General features: G+C 59.4%; 27 protein-coding genes. 15 read left to right on the top strand and 12 right to left on the bottom strand.

Annotated elements, in window-relative coordinates:
* Window positions 1-337 precede the first annotated feature (337 nt).
* Both BG457_RS09235 and BG457_RS09230 read right to left on the bottom strand, forming a co-directional pair.
* The gene (locus BG457_RS09235) at window positions 338-847 is read right to left on the bottom strand and encodes a ferritin-like domain-containing protein (protein WP_071796831.1); all 510 of its coding nucleotides are present in this window, start codon (window positions 845-847) and stop codon (window positions 338-340) included.
* 119 nt (window positions 848-966) lie between these two features.
* Window positions 967-1,476 (bottom strand): DUF421 domain-containing protein, encoded by a 510-nt coding sequence (locus BG457_RS09230; protein WP_084657565.1) that lies wholly within the window; start codon window positions 1,474-1,476, stop codon window positions 967-969.
* A 319-nt stretch (window positions 1,477-1,795) separates the two neighbouring features.
* On the opposite strand from BG457_RS09230, the gene BG457_RS09225 reads away from it, so the two are divergent.
* The 4 genes from BG457_RS09225 (at window position 1,796) to BG457_RS09205 (ending at window position 5,240) form a co-directional block, all read left to right on the top strand.
* Window positions 1,796-2,146, top strand: a complete 351-nt coding sequence (locus BG457_RS09225) for a hypothetical protein (protein WP_071796830.1) — start codon at window positions 1,796-1,798, stop codon at window positions 2,144-2,146.
* Window positions 2,147-2,354: 208 nt separating this feature from the next.
* Window positions 2,355-3,479 carry a baeRF3 domain-containing protein gene (locus BG457_RS09220; RefSeq protein WP_071796829.1) on the top strand — a complete coding sequence of 375 codons (1,125 nt, stop codon included), beginning with the start codon at window positions 2,355-2,357 and terminating at the stop codon, window positions 3,477-3,479.
* 188 nt (window positions 3,480-3,667) lie between these two features.
* Window positions 3,668-3,853, top strand: a complete 186-nt coding sequence (locus BG457_RS09215) for a hypothetical protein (RefSeq protein WP_071796828.1) — start codon at window positions 3,668-3,670, stop codon at window positions 3,851-3,853.
* 286 nt (window positions 3,854-4,139) lie between these two features.
* Window positions 4,140-5,240, top strand: a complete 1,101-nt coding sequence (locus tag BG457_RS09205; protein WP_139257633.1) for a PRC-barrel domain-containing protein — start codon at window positions 4,140-4,142, stop codon at window positions 5,238-5,240.
* 389 nt (window positions 5,241-5,629) lie between these two features.
* On the opposite strand, the gene BG457_RS09200 is transcribed toward BG457_RS09205, so the two are convergent.
* Complete coding sequence (locus BG457_RS09200; protein WP_071796823.1) at window positions 5,630-6,247, bottom strand: hypothetical protein; 618 nt, start codon at window positions 6,245-6,247, stop codon at window positions 5,630-5,632.
* 482 nt (window positions 6,248-6,729) lie between these two features.
* Here BG457_RS09200 and BG457_RS09195 point away from each other — a divergent pair, with 482 nt between their 5' ends.
* The 4 genes from BG457_RS09195 to BG457_RS09180 all read left to right on the top strand — a co-directional run bounded on the left by BG457_RS09195 (window position 6,730) and on the right by BG457_RS09180 (window position 10,786).
* Window positions 6,730-7,269: a sigma-70 family RNA polymerase sigma factor gene (locus BG457_RS09195; protein WP_071796875.1), complete on the top strand. Its 540-nt coding sequence runs from the start codon at window positions 6,730-6,732 to the stop codon at window positions 7,267-7,269.
* 82 nt (window positions 7,270-7,351) lie between these two features.
* Window positions 7,352-8,845 carry an NAD(P)H-dependent oxidoreductase gene (locus BG457_RS20640; protein ID WP_071796822.1) on the top strand — a complete coding sequence of 498 codons (1,494 nt, stop codon included), beginning with the start codon at window positions 7,352-7,354 and terminating at the stop codon, window positions 8,843-8,845.
* 132 nt (window positions 8,846-8,977) lie between these two features.
* The gene (locus tag BG457_RS09185) at window positions 8,978-9,376 is read left to right on the top strand and encodes a PRC-barrel domain-containing protein (RefSeq protein ID WP_071796821.1); all 399 of its coding nucleotides are present in this window, start codon (window positions 8,978-8,980) and stop codon (window positions 9,374-9,376) included.
* 66 nt (window positions 9,377-9,442) lie between these two features.
* Window positions 9,443-10,786, top strand: a complete 1,344-nt coding sequence (locus BG457_RS09180) for a cytochrome P450 (RefSeq protein WP_071796819.1) — start codon at window positions 9,443-9,445, stop codon at window positions 10,784-10,786.
* A gap of 20 nt (window positions 10,787-10,806) precedes the next feature.
* Here BG457_RS09180 and BG457_RS09175 read toward each other — a convergent pair whose 3' ends face one another.
* The gene (locus tag BG457_RS09175) at window positions 10,807-12,921 is read right to left on the bottom strand and encodes a catalase (RefSeq protein ID WP_071796818.1); all 2,115 of its coding nucleotides are present in this window, start codon (window positions 12,919-12,921) and stop codon (window positions 10,807-10,809) included.
* Window positions 12,922-13,008: 87 nt separating this feature from the next.
* Window positions 13,009-13,518, bottom strand: a complete 510-nt coding sequence (locus tag BG457_RS09170) for a superoxide dismutase family protein (protein WP_071796816.1) — start codon at window positions 13,516-13,518, stop codon at window positions 13,009-13,011.
* Window positions 13,519-13,593: 75 nt separating this feature from the next.
* Between BG457_RS09170 and BG457_RS19965 the strand changes: the two genes are divergently transcribed.
* The 3 genes from BG457_RS19965 (at window position 13,594) to BG457_RS09155 (ending at window position 15,516) form a co-directional block, all read left to right on the top strand.
* Window positions 13,594-13,989: a hypothetical protein gene (locus BG457_RS19965; RefSeq protein WP_139257631.1), complete on the top strand. Its 396-nt coding sequence runs from the start codon at window positions 13,594-13,596 to the stop codon at window positions 13,987-13,989.
* Between the two features lie 584 nt (window positions 13,990-14,573).
* Window positions 14,574-15,200 carry an exopolysaccharide biosynthesis protein gene (locus BG457_RS09160; RefSeq protein WP_071796874.1) on the top strand — a complete coding sequence of 209 codons (627 nt, stop codon included), beginning with the start codon at window positions 14,574-14,576 and terminating at the stop codon, window positions 15,198-15,200.
* 58 nt (window positions 15,201-15,258) lie between these two features.
* Complete coding sequence (locus tag BG457_RS09155) at window positions 15,259-15,516, top strand: hypothetical protein (RefSeq protein ID WP_071796812.1); 258 nt, start codon at window positions 15,259-15,261, stop codon at window positions 15,514-15,516.
* A 37-nt stretch (window positions 15,517-15,553) separates the two neighbouring features.
* Here the strand turns inward: BG457_RS09155 and BG457_RS09150 are convergent, their stop codons facing one another.
* The gene (locus tag BG457_RS09150) at window positions 15,554-15,769 is read right to left on the bottom strand and encodes a hypothetical protein (RefSeq protein WP_425434917.1); all 216 of its coding nucleotides are present in this window, start codon (window positions 15,767-15,769) and stop codon (window positions 15,554-15,556) included.
* A 382-nt stretch (window positions 15,770-16,151) separates the two neighbouring features.
* On the opposite strand from BG457_RS09150, the gene BG457_RS09145 reads away from it, so the two are divergent.
* Window positions 16,152-17,036: an SDR family oxidoreductase gene (locus BG457_RS09145; protein WP_071796872.1), complete on the top strand. Its 885-nt coding sequence runs from the start codon at window positions 16,152-16,154 to the stop codon at window positions 17,034-17,036.
* A gap of 316 nt (window positions 17,037-17,352) precedes the next feature.
* Here BG457_RS09145 and BG457_RS09140 read toward each other — a convergent pair whose 3' ends face one another.
* Window positions 17,353-17,661, bottom strand: coding sequence for a plasmid stabilization protein (locus tag BG457_RS09140; protein ID WP_071796871.1), 309 nt, complete (start codon window positions 17,659-17,661; stop codon window positions 17,353-17,355).
* A gap of 491 nt (window positions 17,662-18,152) precedes the next feature.
* Complete coding sequence (locus BG457_RS09130; protein WP_071796808.1) at window positions 18,153-18,365, bottom strand: hypothetical protein; 213 nt, start codon at window positions 18,363-18,365, stop codon at window positions 18,153-18,155.
* Window positions 18,366-18,564: 199 nt separating this feature from the next.
* Here BG457_RS09130 and thpD point away from each other — a divergent pair, with 199 nt between their 5' ends.
* A complete protein-coding gene (thpD, locus tag BG457_RS09125) occupies window positions 18,565-19,509 on the top strand; it encodes an ectoine hydroxylase (protein WP_071796806.1) in 945 nt (314 codons plus the stop codon).
* A 5-nt stretch (window positions 19,510-19,514) separates the two neighbouring features.
* Here thpD and BG457_RS09120 read toward each other — a convergent pair whose 3' ends face one another.
* The 3 genes from BG457_RS09120 to BG457_RS09110 form a co-directional block, all read right to left on the bottom strand.
* Window positions 19,515-19,844 (bottom strand): DUF983 domain-containing protein, encoded by a 330-nt coding sequence (locus tag BG457_RS09120; protein ID WP_245770967.1) that lies wholly within the window; start codon window positions 19,842-19,844, stop codon window positions 19,515-19,517.
* Window positions 19,845-19,971: 127 nt separating this feature from the next.
* Window positions 19,972-20,343 carry a DUF1622 domain-containing protein gene (locus BG457_RS09115; protein WP_071796803.1) on the bottom strand — a complete coding sequence of 124 codons (372 nt, stop codon included), beginning with the start codon at window positions 20,341-20,343 and terminating at the stop codon, window positions 19,972-19,974.
* Window positions 20,344-20,449: 106 nt separating this feature from the next.
* Complete coding sequence (locus tag BG457_RS09110) at window positions 20,450-20,971, bottom strand: collagen-like triple helix repeat-containing protein (RefSeq protein ID WP_071796801.1); 522 nt, start codon at window positions 20,969-20,971, stop codon at window positions 20,450-20,452.
* A gap of 249 nt (window positions 20,972-21,220) precedes the next feature.
* On the opposite strand from BG457_RS09110, the gene BG457_RS09105 reads away from it, so the two are divergent.
* Together BG457_RS09105 and BG457_RS09100 are read left to right on the top strand one after the other, a co-directional pair.
* Window positions 21,221-22,798: a sodium:solute symporter family transporter gene (locus BG457_RS09105; RefSeq protein ID WP_071796799.1), complete on the top strand. Its 1,578-nt coding sequence runs from the start codon at window positions 21,221-21,223 to the stop codon at window positions 22,796-22,798.
* Window positions 22,799-22,820: 22 nt separating this feature from the next.
* Complete coding sequence (locus BG457_RS09100) at window positions 22,821-23,861, top strand: mechanosensitive ion channel family protein (RefSeq protein WP_071796797.1); 1,041 nt, start codon at window positions 22,821-22,823, stop codon at window positions 23,859-23,861.
* Here the strand turns inward: BG457_RS09100 and BG457_RS09095 are convergent.
* Entirely contained in the window at window positions 23,801-24,205 is a 405-nt protein-coding gene (locus BG457_RS09095) for a hypothetical protein (RefSeq protein WP_139257629.1), read from the bottom strand. The two genes, BG457_RS09100 and BG457_RS09095, sit on opposite strands and share 61 nt — an antisense overlap.
* Window positions 24,206-24,319: the final 114 nt, after the last annotated feature.

Here is a 24,319-nt window from a genome sequence, read left to right as displayed (position 1 = left end):
TCATGTAACAGTTTCTTGTCGGATTGCGGGATTGTGGCCTTTGTTCTGCCAGAGGCCAGCCGCTGCGCGGCGGATCAGGGCGAGATCCGCGCCCCAAGCCTCTGCAGATCCGCGGCGGTCTCGGCCAACTCGTTGGAAAACCCATGACCGGTCAAGGTTTCGGCGATCTTCTGAGACGTGGTGTCACAAGCTCATTGCGCAGCTGGTTGATGATTTCGGTGGGATAAAAACCAAGGCACGAAGATATCCTTGTCGGCATCGTGCATGAAACCACGTGTGGCGGACAGGACCGGGGCTGTGGATATGGCGTCCCGTCCGCCACTGTGAGATCTTGAGACTACCGCTTTGCGACCGCATCTTCGGATTCCACACGTCCGAGAAATGCGGTCGTAATGTTGTGGGTATGCTCTTTCAGCCAGTCGGCCATCGCCTCTTCTTCCTTGCAAAGTTCTTTGCACAGATCAGCGGTCTCATGGTCGCCTTCGGCGGCAGCGGCCTCGGACAAAATGCGGTAGGAGGCAATTTCCATGGACTCGAATGCATAGCTTGCAAGTAATGCCTTGACCACTTCATCCCCCGCAAACACCCCGCTCAGGTTCTGCATCATGGCCGTGAATTGCGCTGAGGCATCTTTTATTCCAGAGGTCGAGATGCCGCGGCGCTCCAGACAGGCTTCAAGGCGCTCGCGCTGGCTTTCGGTTTCCTTCAAATGCGCCTTCATACGCTCGGATAGCTCAGGGTAGTGCTCCAGCCGGTCGATTTGACCTTGGAGAATGGTTTCAGCCTGCTTTTCCATCGCATGCGCGTCACGCAACCACTGGTCGACATATTTCTTTGCATCGGGCATTTTGAATCTCCGTGAAAACTTGGGTTATTCCGACGCTCACCGAACCTGAAAAACGTCGCATTTGTTCCGGTCTGTGCCCGACTGTCTGCATATTCCTGCTATGTGGCGAGGATCGCGCGCTAGTCGCTCTGCAGGATGACGCTGATCTCTCCGTTTCGTTCGAGGCGCGCTTCCTTGACCTTGTTCCAGTCTGAAATCCGCGCCTTGAGGCGCAGGGCCTCACGCAGATCATTCTCGCTGATATTGCCACTTTTCATTTCCGACCAATCCACCTTTCCATCCGAAACAAGAACACGCGAGCGGCCCTTCACCAGCGTACCGAAGCCCTCCCAGCGCACTGCCAGCTGCGAAATAAACCAGTGGAGCGCGAGGATAACGACCACTGCGGTCAGTGTCGGGAAGAAGGGCGACTGTCCGGTAATGGCGCGGCTGATCGTGGATCCAAGCAGGACGCCAAGGATCAGGTCAAAGGCCGTATTTTCGCCAATGAAGCGTTTCTTTCCAAGCCTTACGACCACAATCGAGAAGATGAACACCACCACGGCACGCAGAGCCATGTGGCGGGCTTCAAGCTCGTCTTCATCCAGCCCCAGCCACCCGCGCGCTTCCATCAAGAGATCATCCACCATTTCGTTCAACCGACAGAGAAAAACCAAAGCTCGGTGACGGCATTCCGGCTCTTCTGCTGGCCACACGCCATGCCGCCGCACCTAAATGCGGCGCGAGCCAAAAGCCGAGCATCGTCCGGGCGAAACCGCGAAGGGAAGCATATGTTCCCCACAGCATCAGCGTCAGTGCCTCCCAGCCAGATCCTTGCCGTGGCGCCGTGCGGCCTTGCAGCCTGCGGTCTCGCTGCGCGAGATAGGTCGGGTATTGTTTCGATATCGCGCAGGGCGGGAACAAGTTTTCTGCGCTGTAGTTCGGTTTCCAGACCGGAAGGAACGGACAATGCGCAAGAACCAACAATCTTCCAAGACGCCCTCAAGGCTCCGGCGCGACATTGACGCTGGAGAAGGGCGCGACAAGATCGCCTTTCCTGATCCTGCCGCAGCGCCCCTGGGAACAGATGATGAAGCAGCCGGAGCCCCGGTGACCGACAGGCAGGCGCGGATAGCGCATCAGCACGAAATACAAGATCGTTCTGATCGGGATTTGGGCGAGGCCCAGAGTACCCACTTGGGGCCGCCTGCCCGTCAGGGCCGTGGCAGCAAGCTGCTTCAGCCCCGGCTTGGGCCATTACTTCTCGCGTTGGCCTTGGTCATTGCGATCCTTTTTGTTGTTGTTCTTGTGTTCATGTAGGAAAGCTCGCGTTTTGGCGTGCTCACATCGCTCGACGGTGGTGTCAGCGCATTTGCCGCGCGCAGGAGCGTCTTTCTGGCGAGGAACCTGAACAGGGGGCACAGGCTTATTCTCAGAGGAAAGTTAGAGGTGAGACATGCAAAGACTCAATACAAGCCTGCTTCGGGATCTCGCGGCCTGCGACGCGCCAATTTGTGTCAGCCTTTACATGGAAATGGCCGCAGGTGGCGGTGAGCACGATCACATCCGCATCGCGCTCAAGAATGCCAAATCGCAAGCCCAGAAAGCGATCGCGACGGTCGCCGCAGATGCAGCGGCAATTGCTTCGGTAGAACAGCGCTTGCGGGCTTTGAGCTATGACGATGTTGCTGGCGGGAGTGAACGTCGCGTGGCGGTGTTCATCGCCCCTGATGTGACGCGGGTGGTGGATGCGCGCTTCACCGAAACCAGCGTTCATGTCGGCCCGCGCTTTCGGCTGCTACCTTTGTTGGAGGACCTGAAACAGACACCCGATCACGCGATCCTTGTGGCCAGCCGTGAGCGCGCCTGCCTTTACCGCGCCGTCGGCGGGATACTGAGCGAAGAAAAGATCCCTGATCTGCCCGGCTCTTTGGCCGCAATCAGCAAGTTCACCAATCAGCAAGAGAAAGGCAACATCCACGGACGCGAGGATTCCGGTATCCCCGCGTCATACCGGGGTGGGCTGATGAGCCCGGCAGGGCCAGCAGGGCCGTCAGGTGTTCCGCATCACAGCATGGGCGGGCATGACTGGCGCGAAGACCATGAAGAGGATATGCGCAGTTACGCCAATCTGATCATTAATGCCGTAGCTCAATATCTGAGCGGCACGAACACGCCTCTTGTCCTGATCGCGGATGAGCGATTGTACGGTATGCTGCGCGCAAGCACGGAATATCCGTTTCTTGTTGACAAGGGGATCACGCAGCATCCCGACACACTCGACCAGACAGAAATGCGCGACGCGGCATCACAATGCCTGCAGAGCGCGGTAGAAAAACGCCGCTCTGAAACCTGGGACAAACTGGCGATGTCGCTAGGGCGCGGGGACCGCGAAGCAAGCAAAGATCCTGTCGAGATTGTCACGGCGGCGGCAACGGGTCGCGTGTCACATCTCTTTGTTGACAGTGGACACACTCTCTACGGGCATTTCGACGCCACTAAGCTGACTGCAGAACCTGCCGAGGACGGTGCGGATGACCTGATCGACTGCGCCGTGGTCGAGACACTCAGGAACGGCGGCGATGTCTTCCCATTGGAGGGGCGCGGCAGTGTGGAAACGTGCATCGCGGCGAGCTTCCGCTATCCGGTGTGACGAAAGGGCCTGCGCACGGGCAGATCGTTTTGCGCAGCAGGTCTGATCTTGAGGCGGCTTTCTTACGAAGGCCCGACGTCATCATCGCGGCGTGACCCCAAGCGCGCGCGCTCCGGAATGCATCAGATTCCCAGGGAACAACAGGTGTGGTTTATGCGTTAAGTGGGTGATGAGCTAAGGAATCCCGGATGGCCAAGAAACCCGACAAGAAGCCGAAAGCGTCGCGTGGTATGCCCCGCAGTCTGATCTATGCAATGATTCCAGGGGGTTTCCTGTTGCTGGTGCTGATCCTGGTCCTTGCTGGCCAGACGAGAGAGGACGCCGCAGAAGAGCCGCCCACTGTGGTTGAGCAACCGGCCCAACCTCAGCAATAGCCCCGGCACCCGCTGCTCGACTTATGGCGCGTAGCGCTGGAATGGCTGCGACCTGCCGCCCGAAGGACATCACCTCAGAAATTGCAGAGCCGACATCTGGACCATGCTGGCAGTCGTGCGCGGGCATATGTCTAAGCGGAATTCAGCTTCGCTGCCGAGTGTGACGGGGGTGAATATGTGGCTCGGAGAGGAACAATCTGTCGGATCGGCTGTTTGGGAGGCACTGGGACCGCTTCCGAGCTTTGAGGAGGCGGGACATCAAAAAGTTGAATCAGGAGGTTCAAGAATGAAACGACTTATCACGACCACAGCGCTCGCGCTCATTATGGCCGGACCCGCGCTCGCACAGACAGCCGACGGCACGCAACAGGGCGCGCAGGCAGGGCAACAAGGCGCCCAGCCCGGGAGTGGTACTCATACGGGCCAAATGCAACATAGCGACATTCTTGCCAGCGAACTGATGGATGCGCAGGTATTCGCTCCCGCTCAGGGTCAGCAAGCCCCGCAAGGGCTGGAGGACCGGCCAGGGATGCAGGAACAGCAAGGGTTGCAGGACCAGCCGGACCAGCAAGGACTGCAGGACCAGGCAGGTCAGCAAGGTCTGCAGGACCAGCAAGGCATGCAGGATCAGGCAGGTCAGCAAGGATTGCAGGGCCAGCCAGGCCAACAAGGGATGCAGGGCCAGCAGGTCGGACGCTGGGGGCAGCCAGTGGGCGCCGAACAGCTTGACGGCATGGAAAACATCGGCAATGTCAACGACCTGTTGCTTGATGAGCGTGGCAACGTCCAGGCTATTCTGGTCGATGTGGGCGGATTCCTTGGCATGGGCGCCCGTCAAGTTGCCATCGGTCTGGATCAGGTTCACTTTTCAACCGACACGAACGATCCCTCGCAGGTCTATGTCATAACGATGATGGGCGCCGATATGCTGGAGTCCGCGCCAGAGTTCGACGCGACAGCACAGCAGGATCGTGGCATGCAGTTGCAAGAAGGCATGCAACAGGATCCTGGTCAGCAACAAGCCGCGCAACAGCAGGATGATTGGCTCGGAGGCCGCGATGGTCTGATGCCGCCAGATATCCAGCGTGAGGGCTACCAGCAAGCGGAGGCCAACGAGATCTCGGCCGATGACCTGCTGAATGCCAATCTCTATGACGTCAATGATGACAATGTCGGCAACGTGACCGATGTCGTGCTGGGGCCTGAGGGCGAAGCACAATATATCGTTGCTGACGTTGGCGGATTCCTTGGCCTTGGCGCGCATACCGTCGCCATCGGCTTTGACGAACTGTCGGTGCTGCGCGACGAGGGCCTGACGGATCTGCGCATCTATGTCGATGTTACAGAGGACACGCTGCGCACGATGCCGGAATATGGTGTCAACTGAGTCAGGAGCTGTTTGATCCATTTTGAATGTCCGGCGGCACCTTCGCTTCCCTCCCTCGTGGGTGTCGCGCGTGATATCACAGCTCCCGATGTGCCGGGCGGTCAGATGGCCGCCCGGCATCATTTCATTTGCAATCCGCGATATGCCTTGCCAGCGTAACAGTCCGGCAAGAACCTGTTGTCTCGGCGCAGGAGCATTCGTTGCTGGCAAAACCCTTGGCGTGAATGCGGGCGCATGCGCCACCCGGAAGCAGCGACAAGACGACAAAAGCTCTGGTTGTTTCAGTTCCCGCACTGTCCACGGACTGGCATGAATCCCCGTTCCTTCCGCTATGCCGCCGCGCGCCCTATGGCACGTCCGCGACATTTACCCGGTGCGGAGTTTCCGCATTACTCCTCTGACTGATCATTCATCAGATCGCTGAAAGCAGTTCGTGCACGCCGCGGTCGGATCTGATGTGTGAGCACACTTTGCGGAACAAAGTGGCTGCGGCCGTTCAGGTATTTCGCGTCAAAGGTCTTGCTGGCTCCGACGACCCGCTCCGCCTGGCCCGAGATGGCAATGACCGTGACCTTTACTTGAACCAGTCCATCAATGGACCACCGCTGCCCCAGCCTGATCCATGCGCGATTGAGCACATCTGCCAGTGAACCTACATCAATCGTCTGTCCAGGTTGCAGAGTTCCGCGATTGGTCCGCGCCAAGGGATCCTCCAGATCAGTCTGATCAATTTCCTCGCGTTCGGTGATGGTCACACGCGTGGAACTCTCGTCCCCAAGCAGGTCTGCGACCATCCCCTGCACATAGAGCGGGTTTGAACTCAGGTTGGTGACAAGGCAGCGGGAGCGCTCTCCATCCGCTGCCCCGATATCGATATGGATTACGCTGCGGGCCTGGCGCAAATGGCTGACCAGAAATATCTGAAGATATACTGCCCATATCAGTACCAGCAGCCCGTTCAGGAAGGCGTTCAGTATCTCGATATTCTGGGCGAGGAAATCGTGCATTTGCGGGTGTGAGCCTCGTTGCCGCGCGGTCTGGAAAATTGTGCCTCGCGGCCTTGCGACCACTCCGCAATCAGTGCTCGCTGATCTGAATGCCGCGCGCACCAAGGAGCAGAAGCCTTGCCGCTGTCCCTCTGCAATGCTCCAACACCTGATCTTTGAAGATGTTCCCTGCCCGCCTGCTTTCAGGGTCGGCAAGCAAAGCAGATCCAAGAAACACTCGACTGTCTGTTTCTCCGCCGCGAGACTATCGAGAGCCACGGAAATTGCCGCGCCCGACCGAAGAAAGCCCTGCCCCGTCACAGCCGCGCCCTCGGATGTTCTGACCCCTCGGCGGAAACACGCTCAGATTGAGTGCTCGTGCGTGAGTGCTTCCGCAACGTGGAACCGCCTCCCGCATGACGGGTTGATTGGTGACGGCACAAGAAAATTCTCATTCGCACGGGAGGACCAGGCATATGCCTTTTGAACGGTCGGAAACCAGCATGGCATCCACCGAAGATGACGTGGTGGCCTTGATTCCTGCGCTGCGCGCGTTCGCCCGCACCTTCTATATGAACCAGAGTGATGCGGATGACCTCGTACAGGAAACGCTGAGCAAGGCCCTGAGCAAGATTCATCAGTACACGCCAGGTACGCGGCTCAAATCCTGGCTCTTCACGATCATGCGCAATACATATTATACAAGATACAAGATCGCGACGCGCGAACCGACCGGCAGGAAGCAATGCGTCGCGAGCAATGTCGGCAGCCTGCCGCAGCAGGAATGGTCGCAGCGCAAGCGCGAGCTTATGGAAGCGATACACCGACTTCCACGGTCTCAACGTGAAGTGATCATGATGATCGGTGTGTTGGGCATGAGTTACAAAGAAACCGCATCTGCCTGCGACTGTGAAATCGGCACCGTGAAAAGCCGCCTCTACCGCGCGCGTCTGCGGCTGCTGGAGGACTTGGGCGAGCAGACAGCCGAAGGCTGCACGAAAGATGTCTCTGCGGCCGTCTCTTCGGAAATTCCACTTCTTTGACGAGGGCGATGCGCCAGAGAAATTCCAGCGACGAAAAGCAGCGCGTGACAGCGCAGCGTGATGCCAATTCAATGAGGATTTCATGAACGTGCTCGTAATTCTTGGACATCCACGGAATGAAAGTCTGTGTGGCGCGCTGGCAGAGGCCTATCACGCCGGGGCACTCAGGGCGGGCTGCGCGGTTCGGTCCCTCAAGCTCGGAGAGATGGCTTTTGACACCGATGTGGTCCCACCCTCGCCCGCAGATCAGCCGTTGGAGCCGGATCTCGAACAGGCGCGCGATCTGGTCGACTGGGCGGATCATCTGGTTTTCGTTTTTCCCAACTGGTGGGGGATGATGCCTGCGCGGCTGAAGGGCTTTCTCGACCGCGTGCTGTATCCGGGCTTCGCCTTTCGCGAGGAGGGCGGCCACTATTATGGCCTGCTCGCCCCGCGCACGGCCGAGTTGCTGATCACCATGGATGTCCCGCCGCCGGTCTATCGCTGGGTACAGGGCGCTCCGGGCAAGCGCGCCATGACGCGCGCAACCTTGGGGCTGTGCGGAATCAAGACGCTTGGCGTGCATCACTTCTCACCGCCCAGTCATTCCGACCCAGAGACGCGCGGGCGATGGGTAAAGCAGGCGCGCGCCTTGGGTGAAGGACTGAGTGAGGGGCCGCGCGGACCTTTGCGCAGCCGCCTTCACCTGCTGGGACAATGGTTGCTTGCGGTGCGACCGCAATTCTTTCCGATGAGCGTGCTTGCCTATACGCTCGGTGCATTGCTCCTGCCGCAGCCGCTGAATGCTCTCGCCTTTGGGGCGGGGCTTGTGGCGATGGTCGCGCTCAAGGCCGCGACCGTGCTGACCAATGACATCTTTGATCGTGAAAGTGACGCAGCAAACCAGAATTGGGGGCCGTTCAACGGCGGGGGACGCAGCCTGCACGAGGGCGTACTTTCGCTGCGCGATCTTTGGCGCGGGGTCTGGATGGCGCTGTCGCTCTGCGCCTCGGCAGCTTTGGTGCTTCTCCTCGCGGTGCCCAATCCCGGCGCGGTGGCGCTGGTCCTGGGTATCTTGGCGGTGCTGGCTCTAGCCTATACAGTACCCCCCATCAAGCTCTCCCATCGGGGCATGGGCGAGCTGGATGTGGCGCTGACTCATGGTCCGGGCGTCCTGCTGCTTGGGTTCGTCGCGCAAGGCGGTGATCCGCTGGCGGCCGCGCCATGGGCGCTGGGGCTGACGATCGGTCTGTCGGTGCTGCCTGCCATCCTGCTTGCGGGAATTCCCGACCTTTCCGCAGATAGAATGGCGGGCAAGATAACGCTTGCGGTGCGCTTGGGCGCTGAACGCACCACGCGACTGGCGCAGGGGGTGACGGGGTTGTCGGCCCTCGCGGCCTTGATGCTGGCACTGCTGGTTGCCCCGGTCGGTATCGCGCTGCCGATCGTGGCGATACCCTATGCGGCGCTTCAAATCTGGATGCTGGAGCGCTTCCTGCGCAGAGGCGCCCCCGAAGAGCGCATCGATCTCTTGCTCGTGGTCGCGCTGACCTATGTCGCGTTGTTCGTGCTGCTTCCGCTGATCTCTGTTTGGTAGCGCCGGGGCCTGACAGGCGCTCCCGCGCGGCGCAATCAGCCACAAGCGTCGTTTGCGCGAAATCGCCGGGCATGTCTGGAACACCTGCTTCTTTGGCTGGTTAGGGTGGACATCAACCATAGGGGTAAGACCATGATCGACGACACAAGAGCATCTGAAATCACAGAACATGATCCGGAGATTGACGAAACGCAGCGCCTGATTTCCTCAAGGAAGGTCGAGGGCACCCATGTCTACAACCTTGAAGGCGAACATATCGGAAGCGTCGACAGCTTCATGGTCGACAAGCTCTCGGGCCAGGTATCATATGCAGTGATGTCCTTTGGCGGTTTCCTCGGGATCGGAGAGCGGTATCATGCCCTGCCATGGGATGCCTTGACATTCGACACCAGTGCGGGCGGCTATGTCGTCAATATCACGCGCGAACAGCTGGAGGGTGGACCCAGCTTTGCCCACGGCGACGATCCGTGGACGGACCCTGAATATGGTCGTCTGATTCACAGCCATTACGGGCTGCCTTACCGCATGTGATCCGTTTCCCCGTGGCGGCACCCGAAATGTGTCGCCACGGGGCATTTTTCTGTTGCGAGAGTTGAGATGATTACAAAGAACGACGATCTGCGCGGGCTTGCACGCGGTGGCGTCACGGATCTGCTGGCCCTGGTCTGGGATGTGACCTTGCCAACGCTGTCCAAGGGCGTGTTGCGCCGACGCCCAAGTGTTGTAGGCTTTCTGGAAAGCGCTGGGACGGAAACGCGAGGCATTCGCCGTCTCCAGGCATTGCGGAAAAAGTTCTCCGGCCAGGCCGTGCTGGTCTCGGCATTCGGGCGCAGACATCTGATCCTGACCGAGCCGGCACAAATGCAACATGTGCTGCAGCAAACCCCGGCCTTGTTCCAGAGCAGCAGCAGCGAAAAAGATTCGGCTCTGGCCCATTTCGAACCGGGCGTATCGCTTGTCTCTGACGGGGGCAAGCGAGAGATCCGGCGCGAGTTCAATGCCGAAGTTCTCGACGAGGGCTGCCCGATGCACAGCCTGTCGGACCAGATCCGGCAGGTTGTGAAGCATGAAATCGGCAGCTTGTTGGAGATGTTGCAGGGCGATGATGACCCTGTGCTGACATGGAGCGACTTCGAGCAAGCTTGGAACCGTACGATCCGCCAAATCCTGCTGGGCAAGCTCGCGCGCGATGACGAAGCGCTGACACAGATGCTCAACAAGTTGCGCGATGCAGGCAACTGGGCTTTTCTGCATCCGGGACGCAAGCGCCTGCGGCGCAAATTCCATGCTGCACTTCAGGCGCATCTGGACAATGCTGATCCCACCAGCCTGGCCGGGCGCGCCGCACAGTTTTCTGACCGGAACAAGACGCGGCCATCAGATCAATTCGCCCATTACATGTTCGCTTTCGATCCCGGCGGCATGGCGACCTTCCGCGCCCTCGCGCTTCTGGCCGCACATCCGCGCAGCATGCAGCTTGTCCGCAGGCAGCTTGCTTCAGGTGAAGACCAAGCCGGTCCGCTGTTGCGGGCCACTTTGCTGGAGAGCCTTCGCCTGTGGTCCACCACCCCGGTGATCCTGCGGCAGGCCAGAGAAGATATCGACTGGGCGGGCGATACAGTGCCGGCCAAAACGCAGGTGGTGATCTATGCGCCTTTCTTTCATCGTGACGATCAGACAGTTGCCGAGGCCGACAGTTTTGCCCCCGGCCTGTGGCCCGAAGGCCGTGTGTTGCGCGACACACGTTTTGTTCCGTTCAGCGATGGCGACGGTATTTGCCCTGCCCGCGATCTGGTGCTGATGACCGGCGCAATGGTACTGGGAGAGCTTCTCGCGACGCGTTGCGCGACACTGCATGATCCGGCGCGGCTTGATGCCGCCCGCCCGCTGCCGCCGACACTGGACAATTACTCCCTTGCGTTCCGTCTGACCGAGGCGTGAAGGCGCGGGCGCCTTCACTCTCAGCCGCCCAGACGTTCCCAGCACCGCAACGCGCCACACGCCTCAAGAAAAGCGGGCGCGTCCTGAGGCCCGGACAAGATGTGAATGCCTTGCGCGGTCGGCTCACGGCCCGGAGCATTCAACAGCGACACGGCCTCTGCACTCAGTGCAATGAATTTCCCATGCGCCAGCGCATCGGCGGCAAAGCATCGCGCCGGGTGCATCCCGCCAAGCTCTGCGGCCCCTGCGTCATCGGCAAGAATTGCCACTGCATCAAACAGCACCGAGGGCGCGCCATCGATCTTCTCGTACGCGGCGATGTGCCTGCCCGCTATGGTGGTGATCCCGCCGACCGCGGGCGCGATCAGCACGACCTTGCCGCCCGCCTCTTCGGTTGCGGCGATGAGCGCGTCCAGAAGCGTGTCTTCAATCCTGTCGGTCATCACGACACCCAGAACGCGCCCGCGAAAGCTGCCTGGCCCCTTTCTGATGATCGACAACGCGTCAGAGGGCGGCAGCTCCGTTTTTGGGGCCATGGCTGGCGCATGCGCAGGGGGCATGCTTTGCATCCCCAGCCCATCGGCAACTTTCCGGGCCAGATCCTGATCAATATTGGGCAGATGCGCGACAACCCGTTCGCGGATCGCTATTGCCTCGACCTTGGACAATTCAAAAACCAGCGCATCGGCCAGATGCGCCTGCTCGACGGAAGTCTGGCTGATATAGAACTGGCGTGCCTGACTGTAATGGTCGGCAAAGCTTTCCGGACGGAGTTTGCGCTTGCTGCCCTCGATGGGTTCGGGGAAGCTGCGGTGGCCGCGCGTTGCATCGGCCCGCGGACCACCCTTTGCCCAGCTATTCGGCTCGTAATTCGCGCGCCCCTTGGGGCCGTGCATCTGCATATGCCCGTCCTGCTGGAAATGGTGCATCGGGCAGCGCGGCGCATTGATCGGGATATGCGTGAAATTCGGCCCGCCCAGCCGTTTGAGTTGGGTGTCCAGATAAGAGAAGTTACGCCCCTGCAGGAGCGGGTCATTGGTGAAATCGACGCCTGGAACGATGTTCTGCGTGCAAAAGGCAACCTGCTCGGTTTCGGCAAAGAAGTTATCCACATTGCGGTTCAACACCAGCCTGCCCACCACGCGCAGCGGCACCTCTTCCTCGGGGATGATCTTGGTCGGATCAAGTATGTCGAAATCAAAGCTGTCGGCGAAATCGTCATCGAACAGTTGTACCGCAAGATCCCACTCGGGGTAGTCGCCGGTCTCGATGGCTTTCCACAGATCGCGGCGGTGGTAATCGGGATCGGCGCCGTTGATCTTCACCGCTTCGTCCCAGAGCACCGATTGCAGCCCCTGACGTGGTTTCCAATGGAATTTGACGAAGGTGCTTTTGCCTTCGGCATTAATGAAGCGGAAACTGTGGACGCCAAAACCTTCCATGAACCGGAAGGATCGCGGGATCGTGCGGTCCGACATCTGCCACATCACCATATGCATGGATTCCGGCATCAGCGAGATGAAATCCCAGAAATTGTCATGCGCTGATTGTGCTTGCGGAAAGCCACGATCAGGCTCGTCCTTGACGGAATGGATCAGATCGGGGAACTTGATCGGATCCTGAATGAAGAAGACAGGGATGTTGTTGCCGACGATGTCCCAGTTACCCTCTTCGGTATAGAGCTTGACGGCAAAGCCACGCACATCGCGGGCCAGGTCTGCTGACCCTTTGTTGCCAGCCACCGTGGAGAAGCGCACGAAAGCGGGCACCCGCGTGCCCGCTTTCTGGAACAGATGGGCAGATGTAATTTCTGCCAGCGCATCGGTCACTTCAAAATATCCATGCGCGCCATAGCCGCGGGCATGCACGACCCGTTCCGGTATGCGTTCATGGTCAAAATGAAAGATTTTTTCGCGCATGGCGAAATCTTCCATCAAGGCCGGGCCACGCGCTCCTGCGCGCAAGGTGTTCTGATTGTCCGAGATCGGCGCGCCCTGGGCCGTCGTCAGCGACACGGCCTCCTCGGCCTGCTGGTGCGTTTCTCCGCCAACGCCGCGTTTTGTGTAGCGATCTGTCGTGTCATGGCCGGACTGGGTGTCGGCTGTAGGGCGATAGAGGGGGGTGTCATCAGGCATCGAGGCCTCCGTTTCAGCAGGGGGGAGCGGGTCACGCAGGGCCCCGCAGCAGGCGCTGCGAAGGCGCGTGACGCGCGCGTTCTTAGCTCATTCGATCACGGCACAGGCGATGCGATCGCCCGCGTCCCCGGACGGCTGGCTGGTGTAATCATCAGGCTCCGCATGGAGCATCAGAGTCCGGCCGCGAATATCGGTTTCGCCACCGTTCAGCGTAACCATTGCGTTCAGCACCTGCGCACGCAAGATGCCATCCGCGGGAACATACTGGTTCGGCATGTCACCTTCATGGGGTCCGCCTTCGATCAGGAACCCGTGTTCAGCGCCCGCGACTGCGAAATGTTCACCTGCGCTCTCATGATCATCAGCGGGATCGCATTCCCCGTGCTCGTGGATATGAAAGGCGATCCAGCTTTCTGGTGGCAAGTTCGCGACTTCCAGATCAATCAGCACCCCCGAATTGGTTTGAGTGAGGGTGGCGGTGCCCATCGCGCTTCCGTCCTGGTCAAGGAAAGCAGCAGTGGCGGTCTCGCCCAACTGCGCCGCGACGGTGCTGGCGAAAAAGACGAAGGGGACGGCGGTAGCGAGCTTTGGTGTCATTTCTCAGGCTCCAGTCTTAGTGCAGGGGCCCGACCAAAACTGCGTTGGCGCCAGAATGTTCCGCAGGCGCATCCGGTGAGCAATCTCCTGCTTGCAGGGCGGCCCAGCCAGTGCCGGGCTTCTGAGATCGTGATCAAAGATCTGAACAAGCCATGCTGGAGAATAGCGCAAGATTATTGTCTTGAGGCGCCAGTTCTGACACTCTGGCGAGAAAAATCCCCGCCCCGAGGTGATCCGGACTTTTCACGTAAACGTAGAAAGTCTAACGGCAACAATATGACTGACTCAGAGGATTCTCGAATGCACGGCGGGCACGATGGCGGCGATGAATACGCCTCACTTGAGGAGCAGATGAAAAATCTGCTCAAGAAGATCGAGCGGGAGACAGTGCCCGATGAGTTGCAAGATTTGGCACGAGAATTGAACGCAGCGCTTCAACGCCGCCGCAAGTCCTCAGACTCGCAGGAGTAATCCAAACCACCGCGATGCCTATATGCCTTTCCCCTTCCATCAAGGGAGAAAGGTGCTGTCCGTGAAGCCTGCATCTGCGGCGCCCGGCTCGAAAGGTCAGCCACCGAGGGCATGGCTGGGGCGCATATCAGCCGACATGCGCGGCTGTTCGGTGCTCCGATGCCTGGTCTGCAGCCTCAGGGCGACCTGTAGCTGCATCGCGGAAAGCACAAGCTTCGTCGGCGCTGCGGCCGGTACGAGCATCCCGAGACAAAACTGCGGCGCTCCAGACAGATCCTCTGCGCTTCGCGAGAGGGCCAGTTCTGCAAACAGAGCATTTTCAGCGGCGCGAGTCATTCTCAAACTCCTGGTTCTTGTATCGCCCGGCTTGGCACGCCAGCATCGGGCACAGCCCCCCGACCGAGGGGCGACGTGATGCGAACGGAACTTTCTTGCAGCGAAGATGTTCTAAGCCCGTCAGGAAAATTCGCGGAGCGGTAGATGTTGTGTCTTGAAAGCCACAGTCCGTCAGGGGCCTTCGCGACTGACGGCAGCGCGCCGCGCCGCGCACAGAATGTAGCCTGTTCGTTATGGGTCGCCGCATCATGACCGGACCCGACAAGACAGACTCCGACGCCAATAATGAGATCGGCGAAATTGTTGACCAGCTGCGCGAGGTCGATCAGAAGAAGACTCCGAGTGTGCAAGATTTTGTCGAAGAACTGGGCTCGGCCTCGTTCGGGGCGATGCTGTTGGTCCCGTCATTGATTGTCGCGAGCCCGGCAAGTGGCATCCCCGGCCTGCCAACGGTCGCAGGGCTGATCATTGCATTGATTTCCATCCAGATGGTCTTCGGGCGTGATCACGTCTGGCTGCCTGACTGGATCATGCGGCGCAAGCTGGACGGCGACAGGCTCAATCGTGCTCTCGATGTCATGCGTCGTCCTCTGGATTGGATTGACCATCTGACCCGGCCAAGGCTGACATGGCTGCTGCGCCGACCGACGCTCGTACCGCTGCAACTGCTATGCGTGTTCTGCGGTCTGGCTATGCCCGTCATGGAAATGTTGCCTCTGACAGCTTCGATCGCGGCAGTTGCGGTCTTTCTGATAGCGTTGGGGATCATTGCTGATGACGGGTTGCTAGCGCTGGCCGGGGTTGGTGTTGCCTTGGCCGGCGGTGCGACATTTCTGAAACTGGCGGGCAGCGTCCTTTCGGGACTGTTCGGCTGAGGGCGCGCATGGCTGCGCGCCCTCTTGCTCTCGCCAAACCATTAAGGAGCCATCCCACATGACAGAACAATCTCCCCAGCAGCTTGAAGGGCGGCTGAATGCGCAACATGAAATCCTGGCGATGCTTGTGGCCTGGGCCATCCCTCAGCCGGGTGGTGAGGATCTGCTTCGCGCACTTTCGGAGCGGCTGGCGGTGCAGGACCATGAAGAAGATCCCGGCGTGATCGCGGACACGGCTTTCGCCATTGAAGCTGCCGCTGCCCGTGAAACGCTTTTGTTGCTTGAACGCGCGAAGGCGATCCGTGGCCGCGCCTGAACAACAGTTGCAGATGCTCGCAGGGTGAACTCGTCATCTAGTAGTTGCCCGGCGGATCGCTGGCCGGAAAGGATTCATCGCCGCGCTCGTCCACCATATCCCAGTCTTTGGGCGGCGCCTTCATTTCGCGGCGTCCTGCGTCGCGGATTTTCGTGCGCGCTCCTGCACTGCCGGTCTGGCCAAGGTGGGAAAGAGTGCATTGAACAAGGTAGCCTGCCGCGATCAATAAGGCGATATTTCTGAGCAGCATCATTCTTACTCCATCGGTTTGTCGGGGCATCGGACCCAACTGTATCTCCAAAGCGGAACACCGCCTGGACGGGTTTGTTCCAAACCGGGAAACAGAGCGAAGCCTGCGTCGCGCAAACCCTCGCTGATGCCCCAGGCCTGCGGAACATTCGCTGTGGGCGGCGATTAGGTCACCGCAGTCGAAACAAGGAGTCGCAGAAATGACGTCACCGAAAAACTTCTCACCGCCCGATGATCAGGCGACGATGCCCTCGAATGAAGCTTTGCGCAGAGCGGATCCGCGCGTGGTTGATCAGCGCCAGCAACAGATCGATCCGGCAGGCAAGCATCGCCGCGATGTGAATGCAGGCGCGGGCGAAACAATGAAACAACCCGGAGATGCCGAAATGCGTCAGAAGACTACGCGTTGGTACCCAGAGGGATTCCCGCATCCCCCATTCCCTGAACAGACACAGGAGTTGCCTGGCACTCTGGCGAAGATGGACCCGCAGCCTGATCATGGCGAAGAAACCTGGGACGGGCTTGGCCGTTTGCGCGGTGCCTCTGCGCTTGTCACCGGGGGCGACAGCGGCATCGGCCGCGCTGTGGCTATCGCCTATGCTCGCGAAGGCGCGGATGTCGCGATCTCTTTTCTGGATGAAACCGAAGATGCGAAGGACACTGCACGCCATATCGAAGCCTGTGGCCAGCGCTGCCTGTTGCTGCCGGGCGATATTTCGGACCCGAAGCATTGCCGTCATATTGTTGAAACCGTGGCGGCGGAATTCGGGCGGCTGGATATCTTGGTCAACAACGCCGCCCACCAGCAGACCTTCGGGGAGCTTGACGAAATCGCGGACGAAGAATGGCAACGCACTTTCGCGATCAACATTCATTCGATGTTCTATCTGTCCAAGGCGGCTGTCGGTCAGATGGGCAAGGGGGCATCGATCATCAATACGGCGTCGGTCAATTCCGACATGCCCAATCCCTCGCTGCTGGCCTATGCAACCACGAAAGGCGCGATTCAGAACTTCACCGCCGGATTGGCACAAATGCTGGCAGAAAAAGGCATTCGTGTGAATTGCGTCGCACCCGGCCCGGTCTGGACTCCGCTGATCCCTGGCAGCATGGATGGCGAAACGGTGGCGCAGTTCGGGGCCAACTATCCGATGAAGCGCCCCGCGCAGCCGGTGGAACTGGCCTCAAGCTATGTCATGCTTGCGGACCCGGCGTCGAGCTATGTCTCGGGGGCGACGATCGCAGTGACAGGTGGTAAACCGATGATCTGAAGCGCTGCGGCCTGCAATGCGTAGCACTCTGCGGCTGCAGGCCGCACCATAGCAATCTGGGGTCGCATCGCGACAATGCACCAAGTCTTCCGCCCTATTGAGCGGCAGAGGGCATTTCGCAAGACGTTCTGCCTGCTTCATGCAATATCTTGCCCCTGAATGAGGCAGTTCCCGGTTCGACGGAGCAATATGAAGCGCAGATCGCGCGTGTCGGGGGCGGGCTGGCGCGTCCACTAATTGACGGCTATCGCCGCGCCTCTTTGGGACGAGGAATCTTTCCATTTCGACTTCTTGCCGCGCCAGAAAGCGCGATGCGTCAGGTCTCGCCCTCGTTCTTCTTGCGCGTTTCTGCGGCCTTTTGTGCAGATTTCGAGCGTTCCTCGGCGGGTCGTGAGGCCGCAGCCGCGCCGCCCTTCCTGCCGCCTTTTTTCGCGGCGGGATTGCCGGTATGTGTGCCACGGCCCGAGCCGCTCTTGTTGCCCCCGCCATCATCCTTGTTCACAGTGGCCCAGGCACGTTCCTTGGCCACTTTCGGATCCACACCGCGCTCTTCGTAGCTTTCCGCGATGTGCTCGGCCTTGCGTTTCTGCTTGTCGGTATACTTGTCTTTGTCTCCACGCGGCATTCGCTCCTCCTGTCCGGGGTTGTCGGCAAGAAGCCTGATGAAATCCACCGTGAAATTGCAGAGCGCGTCCAATCGGAGCGTGCTGCAAATTGGTGGAACTCAGGCTTTTTGCAGGTCTCGCTCTATCCAAACAGCCCAAGCAGCAGCCATAGAACCAGAATGGCCACAAGGACACCGATTGCCCAGCGTGCCACCTTCCCAGTCCCCGCACCGGCGGCGGGCTCGGGTGTGCTCCGGTGAGGTGCGGGTCTCTGCGGATTGGTCGTATCTGACACCGGAGGCCGGACACCCGGCGCGGGGCCAATGGCGTGCACTTTTCCGTCGCCTTCCCTGCTGAGAGGTTCCTGGTCGAAGGCACTGTCAGTCGGCTTGTTCTCGGTCTCCAAGTCTGAGGATACCGCCTCATGCTTGCGCCGCTCTTCATTCTCTGCGCGAAGCGCGGCCTCCACGTCTTTCTTGCTATTCCGGTCTTGCATATCAAGGCTCCTCGCTCAGGCTGCAGCTTGCTGCGCGCAATGATCGCAACAATAGGTGGTTCCAGCAGCATCGGTTCCGTGCCCGATCACCTTGCAGCCACAGTGACCGCATTCAGGCGCTAGCTTCTGGATCGCGCATTCGAAACTGTCGAAAGTATAGGTGGCCCCGGCCATCGTGACTTCGAAAGCGTGCGCATAGTCATTTCCGCATTGTGCACATTGGGTCATCTGCCATCTCCTTTCTGACTTACGCCCTTCAAACCTCCTGCCGCGCGGTTTGTTCCCCACCCGCTGCTGAGAGCAGATTGAACTCGTCTTCAACAGCGGCCGGGAACCTTGTCTGTTTTTCATATGTTACGCGAACAGGTGCCCGCACTTGCAGGGCACAGGAGATGCAACATGCAATGATATATGACAGGAGGTTTTGATGAATATCACGCAGCGAACTGAGCAGTTCACCGGAAGGGATAACTACCCTACGCGGCTGAAAGATGCAGAGCGTGTTACCCCGCGTGCAGACCCGGTCCTGTGGCGGGACTGGTCCGACACTGCGCCGATTTCGCAAGCGCAGGCCAGAGATTACGACAGCAACGGGTATCTGATCTGCAACGACCTGTTCAGCAAAGGCGAGATTGACCGGCTGATCGAAGTCTCGGCGGATTTGCGCGCCAATGGTCAGCATATTCGCACCGAGGACGTGGTAACAGAGCCCGGCTCTGATGCAGTACGCACCATTTTCCGGCTGGACGAGCATAGCCCGCTTTTCGCCCGTCTGGCAGCTGACACGCGGCTCATCGATGTCGCGCGCTTCTTGCTGGATGACGAGGTCTATCTGCATCAAAGTCGGCTGAACTATAAGCCCGGCTTTATCGGCAAAGAGTTCTACTGGCATTCGGATTTTGAAACCTGGCACGCGGAAGACGGCCTGCCACGGATGCGTGCGGTATCGGCCTCGATCTTGCTGACAGACAACAGCGCGTTAAACGGCCCGCTACTGCTCATCCCCGGATCGCACCGGCATTTCATCGCCTGTCAGGGCGAAACCCCCGATGCCAATCACAAGACCAGCCTGAAACAGCAGAAAGTCGGCGTGCCTTCGGAGGCAGTGCTGGAACGGCTTACGAAGGAGGCCGGGCTGGAAGCTGCCACCGGACCAGCGGGCACAGTGGTGTTCTTCGAATGCAATACGCTGCATGCCTCGAACAGCAATGTGACACCCTTTCCGCGCTCCAACGCGTTTTTCGTCTATAACGCCATGTCCAACCAACCGGTTGCGCCATTCGCCGCACGCGCTCCACGCCCGGCGTTTCTGGCAAGTCGCGGTGCACCACAGCCCATTGCCCCCGTTCGGGGTGATCTGACCGAGGCGTGAATGCGCTACTGCTCATCCTTGCGAAGATTGTTCAATCCTAGTGTCCAGAGGTAGCCCAGCATGGCGCCCTTGACGACACGAAGCAACAGCAGCGCAAGGATGGTCAGTACCACGATACCAACCAGCGCCAGCGCAAGACTGTCGGGAGGAAAGACCGTCCCTGCGACCCATAGCAGCGGCCCGATGATCAGCCCCAGTAGCGCGACGGTCATGAACGCCGGACCTGCCGCCGGGGCGTGCGCATGAAGGTTCTGATCACAATATGCGCAAGCGGGGCACAGTGTCAGATAACCTTGGAAAATTTGGCCCACCCCGCAATTGGGACACCGGCCCATCGCACCACGACGCAGCGCTGTACCGATGTCGCGTGACTGTTTTCCAGGCATGGAGTCTGTCCTTCTCTCTTTGAACGCTCGTCCCTGATTGCAGAGCGAGGGTTGGCCGCGCCGCGTTTGCGCCCGGCTAGTCATCGTCGTGTCGATTGCGCCCGCGTTGCCACGGCCACCGGCCTTCGATTTCGGCTTCCAGAGTGAAGCTCAGAAAGGTTCGGATCAGCACGATCACCGCCAAGACCCCAAGACTTTCCATTGTGGGATCGATGATCACGGTGCCGACGATATCTGCGGCGATCAGGAACTCCACACCGATCAGGATGCTACGTGCCAGTCTGGTGCGAAAAAGGTCAAAGCTCTTCTCAGCCTCCATCCGCTCGATCAGGTTGCGCGCGGCCTCCACCAACGCAACAGCGGTGCCTGCCACGATCGCCAGCACGCCCATGGTTTCAAGCAGTTGGGCCGCGATTTCAAAATAGGAATTGAGCAGTTCCTGCGCCATTTGGCTAAGCCTTCATACGCCGGGCACGATGCATATGCAAAATACGCAAATGCCCGGGCAGGCGAAAGTGCCTGCCCGGGTTGATGCAAAGGTCGCGCGATCAAGGTTACAGCGTGTCTACGATCTCGCAGAGTTCGGTCATCTCTGGCGCGGTCCCGGCTGTGTCCATTTCACCAAGGGCGCCAGGCTCGTCTGCTGCACCGGGCTCTGCGGGTGCACCAAGATCATCTGCTGCGCCAGGCTCTGCGGGTGCACCAAGATCATCTGTTGCGCCGGGCTCCGCAGGTGCGCCAAGCTCACCAGCGGGTTCAGTCGGAGCGATTTCAGCACCGTCCGTCTGGTCCAGACCATCCAGCCCGGGGGTACCAGTCACGCCATCGCAGTACTGACGCACGATGTCCTGTTGTTCGGGGGACAGGTCTTGCCAGTTTTCCGAAATTTCATCTTCGTCACGCAGTTCGCCTGTCTCGGGCGCGCTGAAAAATGCGTTCACGACATCATCGTCCCAGTCGAACGGAATGGTGGCAAGGCTGAAATCTGTCTCTGCATCCATCTGGGCCTCCTGCGCGATGACCGCGGTGCTGGCACCAAGGGCAAAGACAAGGGGGACTAGGAATTTGGGTGTCATTGGTGATTCTCCTGTTTGTTAGGGCCTCGCAGAGGCTGTAGACCCCCCAAACCGTTTTCGCGGACGGATGTTCCAGCGAAATTATTGGCGCCAAATTCGCCGACTGCGGCGCGGCTGCCGTGAGGCATAACGCATATGGATTCGGGTTCGAATGAACCTCAGCTCGTCTAACGCGCTCACGAAATCCGGAACAAAACGGAGCGTCTGTGTGTTCGCAATCCGAATCTGTCTGCCTCGGGAGCTCTTGTCATGCCTGACTTCGATGTTTCTGGTATCGATTTCTCGATAGCTGGTCTTTACATCATCATAGTCGTGGCAATCGGAATCTGGGTGAGCCGCTCTCACAGCGATTCCAGCAGCTTCCTGAGCGGGCGCGGGGCAATCTGGCCAGTGATCGGCATTTCGATGATGTCGGCCAATCTTTCGGGCACATCCTTTGTCGGGCTTTCCGGTGCGGGCTACGAACATGGGATTGCCGTGTGGAACTACGAGTGGACCGCCACGCTGGTGCTGATCTTCTTCTCGCTGTTCGTGCTTCCCTTTTACCTGCGCTCCAAGGTCAGCACGATGCCAGAGTTTCTGGAGAAGCGGTATGACTGGCGGGCGCGCAAAGTCTTCGCGGCGTTCTCGGTCTTCACGGCAATCGTAATCGACAGTGCGGGCGCGCTCTTCGCGGGCTCGCTGACGCTCAAGCTGCTCTTCCCGGATGTTCCGATGTGGACATTGATCGCGGTGATTGCCTTCCTCGGCGGGGCCTATGTGATCCTTGGGGGGCTGAAAGCAGTCATGATCACCGACTCGATCCAGGGCGTGCTGCTCATCCTGATCGGCACGATCATCTTTTTCATGACCTTTGCACAGATCGGATCGTGGGAGGGTGTGCGGGAGGCCGCGCCCGAGGGCGGCTTCACCATCGCGCCCCCGGCGGATGACGATTTCTTTCCATGGCCCGGCATCATAACCGGGGCCATCTGGCTGAGCTTCTACTACTGGACAACCAATCAGGCGGTCGTGCAGAAGGTTCTGGCCGCCAAGAACATCGACCACGGGCGCTGGGGTCTGCTGCTGGCAGGCGCCATGCAGCTTCCGTTCCTGTTCATACTGATAATGCCGGGCCTGATGGGGCGCGAGATATTCCCCGATCTTCAGGACAGTGACCAGATCTGGCCCGCGCTGGTCTTCGAGCTGCTGCCACAGGGCCTGCGCGGGCTGGCGCTCGCAGCGCTGGTGGCGGCGCTGATGTCCACCGTTGACTCCGTTCTGAACGCCAGTGCCTCGCTGGTGGTGAATGATTTCATCAGGCCGCGCAAAAAGAAGATGAGCGAAGAGCGCATGCTGCTGATCAGCCGCGTGCTGGTCGGCATCTTCATGGTTCTCGCCGCGCTCTGGGCACCGCTGATCGGGACGTTTGGCGGCATCGTCGAGTACTTTCAGTCCTTCCTGGGGTATGTCACAATGCCGGTTGTTGTGGTCTTTCTGGGCGGAGTATTCTGGGTTCGACCGCCACGGCACGCAGCTTTCTGGACCCTCTCCATCGGCATTCCCATCGGGATCATCTGCTTCACGGCATTCGAGGTGCTGGAACTGATCGGTCTGCAGTTCCTTTATGGCACCGGCCTGATGCTGCTCGTCAACCTCGGGGTTTTCCTGACGGTCACCCTGCGGTCGGACGCGCCGGATTCGGACGCAGAAGAGCTGACCTGGAGCCGCGAAAGCTGGCGCAAGGATCGCGAGGAACTGGCAGAGAAACCGCTGTGGAAGTCGCATCACATGTGGTCTGCAGTCTTGGTTGTGGTGACGCTTGCGATGGTCGTGATGTTCATCTGATCCATACGGGACGGGACCAACCATGATGCCTTGGACAATCACACTGGCATTATTCGCCGCTGCAGTGCTCGCAGCATGGCTGGTACACGCGGCTTTGCACTGGTTCTTGATGCGGGTTTTGTCGCAGCGCGAGGACTTCTGGCGCGCGCTCATCCGCCGGGGCACCGGCCCGGCCAGACTGACACTGACGATCATCGCTATGGCCTTCGCCATCATCCTGGCCCCGCTGACCGAGGAGCAAGAGGCCGTGGCGCTGCATGCCTTGTTGGTGGTCTTTCTCTTCTCCATGATCTGGGTGATCCGCACCGCGCTGGATATCTGGCTGACCCTGTATCTGCGCAAATTCCGCGTGGATGTTGAAGATAACCTGATCGCGCGCAAACACGTCACCCAGTCCCGCATATTGCAACGTGTTGCGAATATCATCGTGCTGATGCTTGGGGGTGGCGCGATTATCATGACATTCGAGGGCGCGCGTCAGGTCGGGATCAGCTTGCTTGCCTCGGCCGGTGTGGCAGGGATTGTGCTGGGTCTTGCGCTCCAGCCGATCATGCGCAATCTTTTTGCAGGGATCCAGCTTGCCCTCACGCAACCGATCCGCATAGACGATGCCGTGATCATCGAGGGTGAATGGGGCAATATCGAAGAGATTACAGCAACCTATGTCGTGGTCAGAATATGGGACAAACGGCGGCTGGTGGTGCCGCTGACCTACTTCATCGAGGAGCCCTTCCAGAACTGGACGCGCGAAGATGCTGCGCTGATCGGCATAGTGATCATTTATCTCGACTACACGGTGCCGGTAGAGAAAATCCGCCAAAGCGTGGCGGGCTTCCTGGTAGATAGCCCCCTATGGGATCGTGACGTTTTCGCAGTGCAAGTGACCGATTTCCGCGAATTCGTCATGGAAGTGAGGATACTCGCCAGCGCCGCGAATGCGCCCAAAGCTTTTGATCTGCGTTGCGGAATTCGTGAACATCTGGCAAACTTCCTGCAGACGAATTACCCCGAGGCCTTGCCGAGATTGCGTGGCGTATTGGATGCACCCGCCGCAGCCGGGTAAGCAGTATGGCGCACCTTCAGCCGCGCCTTTTCGCGGATACCGAATGGATCACACAGGATATGGGAAAGCAGTCCTCTGCCGGGCCCGCTGCCCCCGGTCTCATCCCTGCGTAAATTCATCACCGCCACGCCTGTCGCCATGGTGCCGAAATAGAGTCCGCCCTTGATGAAGAACAGCGCCATCAGGCCCACACCCTCCTGCCGTGCGAGAAGCGAGCCGATCCCGCCCACGTCGTACCAGATCACCATCAGGGCACATGCCCATCCCAGCCCCATGCCGATAGCGAAATGCCGGATCATGAACCTGATCAGTCGTGGAAGTTCCTGCCAGTATCGCCCTAGCATGATGACCTCCTACCATCTTGCATTTGATGGTCCGAACAATCGCAATGGTGAGATGTTCCTGTGCGTGGCACACAAATACACGGCCGGAAAGCCCGCGCTGGCCCCACGGATGAA

It is taken from the genome of Natronohydrobacter thiooxidans (assembly GCF_001884735.1).
GTDB classification, from domain to species: domain Bacteria; phylum Pseudomonadota; class Alphaproteobacteria; order Rhodobacterales; family Rhodobacteraceae; genus Roseinatronobacter; species Roseinatronobacter thiooxidans_A.
The sequence above is the reverse complement of the archived record's forward strand: the minus strand, read 5'-3'. Positions and strand labels throughout refer to the sequence as shown.